Annotated in this window: 8 protein-coding genes and 1 pseudogene; 3 read left to right on the top strand and 6 right to left on the bottom strand. The window is 68.0% G+C overall.

The genetic code is table 11. The features are described 5' to 3' along the window. The 3 genes from IPI67_31130 to IPI67_31120 all read right to left on the bottom strand — a co-directional run. The coding region (locus IPI67_31130) for a GAF domain-containing protein (GenBank protein MBK7584627.1) at nucleotides 1-838 on the bottom strand (838 nt) is incomplete at its 3' end. After that, the gene (locus IPI67_31125) at nucleotides 792-1586 is read right to left on the bottom strand and encodes an LON peptidase substrate-binding domain-containing protein (protein MBK7584626.1); all 795 of its coding nucleotides are present in this window, start codon (nucleotides 1584-1586) and stop codon (nucleotides 792-794) included. The genes IPI67_31125 and IPI67_31130, both read right to left, overlap by 47 nt. Nucleotides 1587-1712: 126 nt before the next feature. Further along, nucleotides 1713-2024, bottom strand: a complete 312-nt coding sequence (locus IPI67_31120) for a hypothetical protein (GenBank protein MBK7584625.1) — start codon at nucleotides 2022-2024, stop codon at nucleotides 1713-1715. A 168-nt stretch (nucleotides 2025-2192) separates the two neighbouring features. Here IPI67_31120 and IPI67_31115 point away from each other — a divergent pair, with 168 nt between their 5' ends. The 3 genes from IPI67_31115 to IPI67_31105 all read left to right on the top strand — a co-directional run bounded on the left by IPI67_31115 (nucleotide 2193) and on the right by IPI67_31105 (nucleotide 4111). After that, nucleotides 2193-3038 carry a hypothetical protein gene (locus IPI67_31115; GenBank protein ID MBK7584624.1) on the top strand — a complete coding sequence of 282 codons (846 nt, stop codon included), beginning with the start codon at nucleotides 2193-2195 and terminating at the stop codon, nucleotides 3036-3038. After that, entirely contained in the window at nucleotides 3016-3174 is a 159-nt protein-coding gene (locus tag IPI67_31110) for a hypothetical protein (protein MBK7584623.1), read from the top strand. Before IPI67_31115 ends, IPI67_31110 begins: the two co-directional genes overlap by 23 nt. An 88-nt stretch (nucleotides 3175-3262) precedes the next feature. Then, entirely contained in the window at nucleotides 3263-4111 is an 849-nt protein-coding gene (locus IPI67_31105) for a hypothetical protein (GenBank protein ID MBK7584622.1), read from the top strand. Between the two features lie 106 nt (nucleotides 4112-4217). Here IPI67_31105 and IPI67_31100 read toward each other — a convergent pair whose 3' ends face one another. From IPI67_31100 to IPI67_31090, 3 genes and pseudogenes are all read right to left on the bottom strand, one after another. Beyond that, nucleotides 4218-4517, bottom strand: a complete 300-nt coding sequence (locus tag IPI67_31100) for a transposase (protein MBK7584621.1) — start codon at nucleotides 4515-4517, stop codon at nucleotides 4218-4220. Between the two features lie 142 nt (nucleotides 4518-4659). Further along, nucleotides 4660-5304, bottom strand: a pseudogene (locus tag IPI67_31095) (helix-turn-helix domain-containing protein). Between the two features lie 163 nt (nucleotides 5305-5467). Next, nucleotides 5468-6676, bottom strand: a complete 1209-nt coding sequence (locus IPI67_31090) for a hypothetical protein (protein ID MBK7584620.1) — start codon at nucleotides 6674-6676, stop codon at nucleotides 5468-5470. Between the last annotated feature and the right edge of the window lie 100 nt (nucleotides 6677-6776).

Below are 6776 nucleotides of genomic sequence, written 5' to 3'. Positions count from 1 at the left end.
GATCCCAGACGCCGTCCAGAAACAGCTGCAGCTGCCGGACGTCGTCGTCCTGATAGGGTGTGGGTTTGTTGCCCACGCCCGCGACGACGGTCACCTTGTCGCGTTCCACCACGCAGGTGCTCAGGTGCCGGACCAGCGGGAAGTGGCCCTCCGGCAGGCCTTTTTTTCCCTCGGCTGTCGCGTAGTCGTTGTGAATGACGGGGCGCCTCAGCCGCACGCAGTCGGCCCAGATGCCGGCGAGGGAGAGCGGGTAGTGGCGCTCGGTACCGACGCTGCAGTTCTGTAGGGTGCGCTCGGACCAGGTGTACAGGGTGAGGTTCTGCTGATCGTCGTCGACGAAATGCAGATACCCGACCTCGCTGCCGGTGAGCGCGACCGCCGACTCCAGCGCGAAATCGATGAGCTCTTTTTCGTCCGCGGTGCGCAGCCGTGCCAGAGTCGTGCAGCGCTTGCAGCCGGGCCTCGTTGAGCCGGGCGCTTGCCTCCCGAGCCTTGGTCGCGACACCGTGCCAAAGGCGTCGGGTCCGGTCTGGAACGCCGAAATGCGAAAGTGGCGGCGGAGCGGCTCGAAGTACGCCTCGAAGGTCTCGGGTACGCCGGTCTCCGCCACACGCTGGTAGGTGGACAAGAACGGCGGCTCCGAGCTTCCGAAGGCCGCACTCGCGAGGCGACCGACGACCGCGGAGGCGCTCAGCCCGGTGTGGCGAGTGAACGCCGGATTGACCGCGAGCACTCGGTAGTCGTGGACACGCCCGGACGCATCGCGGACCAGCTCGTGGCCAGCGACCCCCTCATTCATCGCGTCGAACAGCGCGCGGAGCTCGTCCTGCCTGGGCACGCGCGGGCAGGGTACCCCTTCTGGGGAGTAGCCGCATGAAAAGCATACGGGTTGCTGCGGTTCCGTTCAGTTGAGCGTATGCGCGGGGGGCGCTCGAGAGCGCGGCGCGCTGCGAGGCCAGCTCGCCTGTCACCAGGCGCACTCGCTCGCGCACATCCAGTGTCTCGAGGGCGCGCTGGCGTAGCTCGGAGTCGATCACGAGATGCTGCGCGCAAGCGTCGGCCAGCTCTCCAGGAGTCGCGTCGGGCGGCAGGTGGAACGAGAAGCCCGCTTCCCGCCTCCTCACCTCGAACGCGAAGGTGGTGGCGGTGTGCACCAGGGCCGAGAGATCCGCCGCGGCGACCGCCGTTGCCACGTCGTGTAGCAGCGTCGCGCGCGCGCGACGGTAGGGGGCCTCGAACGGTAACTCCTCGAGGGACACCTGAGCCTGACCTACCAACAGCAGGTTGGAGCGGCCATCCGGCAGCGACTGGTGCTCCGTGATGAAACCCACGCTCGCGATGCGGGCGATGCCCGGATGGCCGTGGTGATCGACGGGGTGTGGGCTCGGCACCAGAACCACCGCCAGCATCCGGTGGGTCTCCAGGCAGGTGGCGAGCATCTTGCGATAACGCTGCTCGAAGACGTGCAAGGGGGAGCGTGGCCTTGGGGAAGAGCACCACCCGTGGCAGGGGAAGAGCGGCAGCTCGAGCAGCGCGGCGGCGCAGGTCTCTCGCTCGGGCCCGATCACGATGACAGAGCGTGTCATGTTGTTCGCGGCCCCGCCAGGCTTGCCAGCAGGTCGGCCTTGGGTCTGCTCAGGCGCAGGTGCTCGACGTTCGCCGGCCAACCGCTGGGGCGCCCCGACACAAGGGCAGGGCGGGTGCCAGTCCGACTACTTCTTCTTTCGTCGAGGTGTCTGCGCCAGCGCACTCGCAGCGGCACGCCGCCCGCGCGGAGTCGTTTTTTCGCCGGTGAGAGCCCGGCCGGCGGCGCTGGCGGCCTTCGGCCCCGTTCGCGCGGCGCGGCCCGTCTGGGAGAGGGCACTTGCTGCTGCGGTCTTGCCGGCCTTGGTGGCCTTCGGATCCCGAAGGGTCTTCGCCGCCGCTGTGGCCGCGGTCGTTCCGTTCGTCTCGTCTTCCTCTTCGTCTTCTTCGCGCTCACTGCCATGAGATCCTCCGATGAACGGTTCCGCGTCTCTTCCCAATCGTGCTGGCGCGTGAGTCCCTGCACCCGAGCCTAGTCCTCGCTGACGACGCCACCTCTGTGAAAATGAAGCAGCGTCAACCTGCGGTGGCCACCCAGACTCCGTGCGCGCTGCTCGAGCGCCAATGCGCTTCACTCTCGACCCGACGCGGTCCACAATCGGCCGACCATGCTGTCTGCCCAGTGTCCGAGCTGCGGCGCGCCCGCGCCCGTCTCGCTCGTGACACCGGAGCTCGCGGCCTGCAGTAGCTGCCACTACCAGGGTCCACCGAGCCCCGAAATCAGCGCGCAGCTTCGGCTTGCGGTCGCAGCTCTGTGGCAGATGGACGCGGCGGATCGCCAGCTCACAGGCGCGCAACGCTTCAACGTGAAGAGCGCGCGTTCCTACTTCGTGTTCATTGCCGTCGGGCTCGGAGCGGTGCTCTTGCCGCTCGTGTTGCTCGCTGGCGGCGGGGTCCTTTTCGTCGTCTCGGCCGGGTCTTTCGAGCCTGCCCCCGTGCTCCTGGCGGTGACGGGGATGCTGCCGTTGGTGCTCGGGGTCGGCGCCTCGGCCCTGGCGCTGCGCCATGTCTACCGTCGTGGCGTTGCGCTTGCGGAGCGCTGCGCCGCGGCTCCGCCGATCGCCGAGGGGCACCCGGCGAGGTGTCACGTCTGCGGTGGACCGCTCCAGGTCCAGGGCGGGCAGGGCCTCGCGCGCTGCGGGTTTTGTCAGGCGGACAACCTCGTCTCGGCCAAGCTGTTGTCCGGGTACGGAGCGCGGAGACAGGAGGCAGTCGGGCAACTCGTCGAGCAGGTGCGGGGCGAAGCGCGCGCCCTCGATCGCGGCGCGCTGTCGGCAGGTGCCGCTGCGTTTGGCGTCGTGCTCCTGTCACCCATCGTGGGGCTGGCGGTGTTCGTGGCAGCCGCCGTCATGGGGACGGCGATCGAGACGGGCCCGATATCCGACGCCAGGTATGCCTGGGTCCCGGTCGCCAACACCCGCTGCATCGCGCGTGAAGCACGAGAGCGGCGGTGACGTGCTCGAATTCGGGCTCGATCGCCCGGTCGGCACGCCCGAACGCATGCGCGCGCCCGCGCAGCTGAAGGTCGTACGCGGCGCCGATCTGATCGGCCAAGAACCGGTTTTCGCGCCTCGCGCCGGGGAAAGCTGAAACGACTCTACCGCACGGCATTGGCTCCGAGCTTCGACCGCGCCGAGCCCAGATCGGAACGCAGCTCGAGGTCAATCCGCTGCCCGGCATGTGCGAAGTCTCGACCCGGCGCCGCACGGTTGCCCACGATGAGCGATTGGTGGACGTGTCCGTCGTACGCCCGAGCGGCGACCAGCTGTTGATTGCGGCCGGGAAGCTGCTGCTTGGTGTGCCGAAGGCCGGGGGTGCCGTGAGCCTGGCGCTCGAGTCCAAGCAGGGAGCCATCCTGGATTTTCAGTCCAAGGGAGCCGCCCTCTACGTGCTTCGACTGGCGGACGACCCGGGCCACCCCCGCGTGCTCGAGCGCCACGAAGGCGAAAGGACCGAGCGCCTGGCCGAAGACATGTACTGCTTCGCGCTGGATGGGGACGAGGTCCTGATCGGCAAGACGGACGGTCTCTTCCGCAGCGACGGCGCTGTCTTTCGGCAGATCGACGAGACCCGCGAGGTGGCCCACATCCTGGTGGACGGTGACTTCGTGTACTTCACGGCGAGATCGGGCCCGGTGCACGAGCGAGTGCGTGCGACGGGCCAGACGCGTCTCATCAGCAACGTGATGGCGCCCTACGATCTGGCCCGGATCGGTTCATACTTGTACGTGGCCGATGGAAGATTGCGGGCGAGCTTCCTCCCGCTTGCGGGGGGTGACCAGACCAGCATCGAAGGGCGTAACTGGAGCGCGAGGCAGGTGCGAGCCGACGGCAGCGCCGTGTACTTCGAGCTGAGCACCAGCGGCCGCGGCGGGGTGGCGTCGGTGATGCCCGGACGGAAAGACCTGACCGCGGCCAAACACTACGGCATCGACACCAACCAACCGAGTGCGTTCACAGTGGATGGGGGCGAGGTGTTCTGGGTGGACGAGAAGACGATCTCGAGCGAGCCGGTATCGCCGCCCTGAGCTCCCGCGGCGCCGACGGAACGGCGTCATCGGACGGCTCGGCCACCGGCAATGAGCCAGCTAAATGACCGATCGCAATTCGCGTAGCGATTTGCGATCGGCTGCGTCAGGCCGCCCGCCGCAGCGCGAGGCCGCGAGTGTGGCGACGGTTGAAGTCATTGAGGAAGCGTCGGACATGGCGCATCAACTCGGGAAGTGTGACGCAGCGATGGTTCCTGGTGACATTGGCGTGGAGGTCGAGCCAAACGCGCTCGATGCGGTTGGCGTCCGGGCAGTAGGGAGGCAGGAAGTGTAGCTGGATCTTGTCGGCGAAGTGAGCGAGGACCTCGCGTGTGACCTTGCTGCTGTGGATGACGTAGTTGTCGACGATGAGGTGGATGGTGCGGGCTTGCGGGTTCTGCTCCACCAGCGCCAGAGGAGCTTGCAGAAAAGCCAGCTCGCCTTGCTCTCGGCGTCGACCCAGACGAGCTGGCCGGTTCGGGCGTCGAGAGCGCCGGCGATGTAGGCCTTATGGTTCTTGCCCGGCGTGACCACCCGGCGTTGGACCCCGGGAGCATCCAGTCGCGGCCGATTTTCGGGTTGAGGTGGATGTCGACCTCATCGCAGTAGAAGACGGGCTGCCGGGCAGATGCGGTCTCCGCCAGGCGCCGAAGCGCGCGAAGGCGGTGCTCGCGCTTGGCCTTGCGCCAGGGGCAGAGCACGATGGGCTTTGGGGCGCCGAGTCGCGCCCCGATCGCGCGCAGTGCGCGGCCCATGGTGCAAACGGCAATGCGGCCGAAGCCGCGCCGCTCCAACTCGAGACAGAGCAGCTCGCGGGTCCAGCTGGGACGTTCCCAGCCGAAGTCGAGGGGAACGCGCTCGAGCACCCGCCAGAGCTCGTCGCGGAAGTCAGCATCGACCTTGGGCGCCCCGTTTCCTTTGCGCTGGTCGTAGAGGCCGAAGATGCCCTGCTCGGAGAATCGATTCGCGGCCTTGACGACGGTCGAAACGGCAAGGTCGAGCGCACGAGCAACCGCGACGGTGCGCTGACCGCAGAGCAGCTTGTAAACGGCCTGAAATCGCAGGGCTGTGGCGGGGTCGCCACTGCTGCGCCCGATGTGTAGCAATCGTCGTCGTTCGTGTCGCGGCAAACGCGGTAAGATGCCCACGGGAACCTCCGATGTTGGTTGTCTTGCAACTCCGTCATCGTCGATGGTTCCCAACTTTTCCAATCCATCCCACGACGTTTTCCCCCCTGAGGCCGCGCAGCGGCCGATTTGGGGGGGAAGCCCGCGCGCAGGCGCAGCCGAGCACGGGCGTGGGGGGGCAACTTCAACTCCTAACAGCCGTCCGCGATCGACAATCGCGACCGGTCATTTAGAGGCAGCAGATCGTCGTTGCGCCGGCCACGTTGATGCTACCGGTGCTCGTACCCCCGGAGACTCCGCAGGCGCCAGGGTCGATGGAGAGCTTCAGGCTGCGGTTCAACACCGTCGGATCGTAAGCCGAAGTGCAGGTCTCGTAGACAGAGCTGCTCGGGCCGCAAGTCCCGTTCGGGTGATCCTTCACCGTGGGGAAACAGAACGGCGTGCCGCACTTGCACGGCGAGCAGCCCCGGCTGTCGGAGGAGATGCTCTGCCCCGCAAGAGTCTGGTTCGGATAGCTGCTGGGACATCCCAAGTTGCCGGCTCGGCGGATGCACACCTTGGGATGGCTCGTCGTCGGCGTGACGCAGCCCCCTGTAGAACAACCTCCGGCGCCTCCCAGAATCGGGCACAGCGCGAGTCGCTCCGAGAGAGAGGCCGGGGGCACATTTCCCGAGCCCGTGGTCTGCGCCGCGCAGGTTTGCCCGTTGTTGGTCGCGTAAGCGACCGTCACGCCGCCCAACGCGGCCTCAGTCATGGCGTACGGCGTGCAAGACGTGTTCGTGAGGACCATCGTCGAGGCCACTTTCCCCGCGCTGCAGTTTGGGGATCCATAGTGCGTGACCGTGGCGCTCGCGGTGCACGAGCCGGACCCCTTGCAGCTGCACGTCACCGCCGTGCAATCGGCGTTCGGGGCGTCGACCGCGTAGGTCACGACGGGCGTCGTGCCCCCGGGGCATGTGGGGGGGGCGGCCGTGGGGCCTCCCGTCCACATGAGCGCCGGCCCGGTCCAACCAATGGGGACGTTGGGCACGCACTTCGACGTCGCGCACTCCGTGTCCGCGCAGTCGATCTTCTGGTCCCCGTCGTCGTCGATACCGTTGCCACAGATCTCTCCGACGTTGCCCCCGCCCGTCCCGCCAGTGCTTCCGCCGGCGCCGGTTCCGCCCGTCGCACCCGACCCACCCGACGCTCCCGTGCCGCTCACACCGCCCGCGCCGCCGCCCGCGCCGCCGCCAGCGCCGCTCACACCGCCCGCGCCGCCGCCGCTCACACCGCCCGCGCCGGCAGTTCCGCCTTTGCCACCGGTGCCGGCGTTGCCACCGCTGGCAACGCTGCCGGCGTCCGCTCCCGGTGCGTCATCGAACTCGCCGTCGATGCCGAGCACGGTCGAGCACGCGGTGAGCAGCACCGGCAGCGCGAGTCGCAAGCTCCGGCGCATCGCTGAAATCCTTACTCGGGTTCGCGTCGCAGGCAAATCTGGAAGTCTACTCGGCCTTCCGGCTCGGCGACGTCCGCGCCCGCAGCCGACGACCGCCCCG

The sequence above is a fragment of the Myxococcales bacterium genome (assembly GCA_016706225.1).
Taxonomy (GTDB): domain Bacteria; phylum Myxococcota_A; class Polyangia; order Polyangiales; family Polyangiaceae; genus JADJKB01.
The sequence above is the reverse complement of the archived record's forward strand: the minus strand, read 5'-3'. Positions and strand labels throughout refer to the sequence as shown.

Bases quoted from the DNA above. Each gene is read 5' to 3' on its own strand.
- IPI67_31125 (MBK7584626.1), bottom strand. From the start codon at position 1,586: ATGACACGCTCTGTCATCGTGATCGGGCCCGAGCGAGAGACCTGCGCC.
- IPI67_31115 (MBK7584624.1), top strand. From the start codon at position 2,193: ATGCTGTCTGCCCAGTGTCCGAGCTGCGGCGCGCCCGCGCCCGTCTCG.
- IPI67_31105 (MBK7584622.1), top strand. From the start codon at position 3,263: ATGTGCGAAGTCTCGACCCGGCGCCGCACGGTTGCCCACGATGAGCGA.
- IPI67_31090 (MBK7584620.1), bottom strand. From the start codon at position 6,676: ATGCGCCGGAGCTTGCGACTCGCGCTGCCGGTGCTGCTCACCGCGTGC.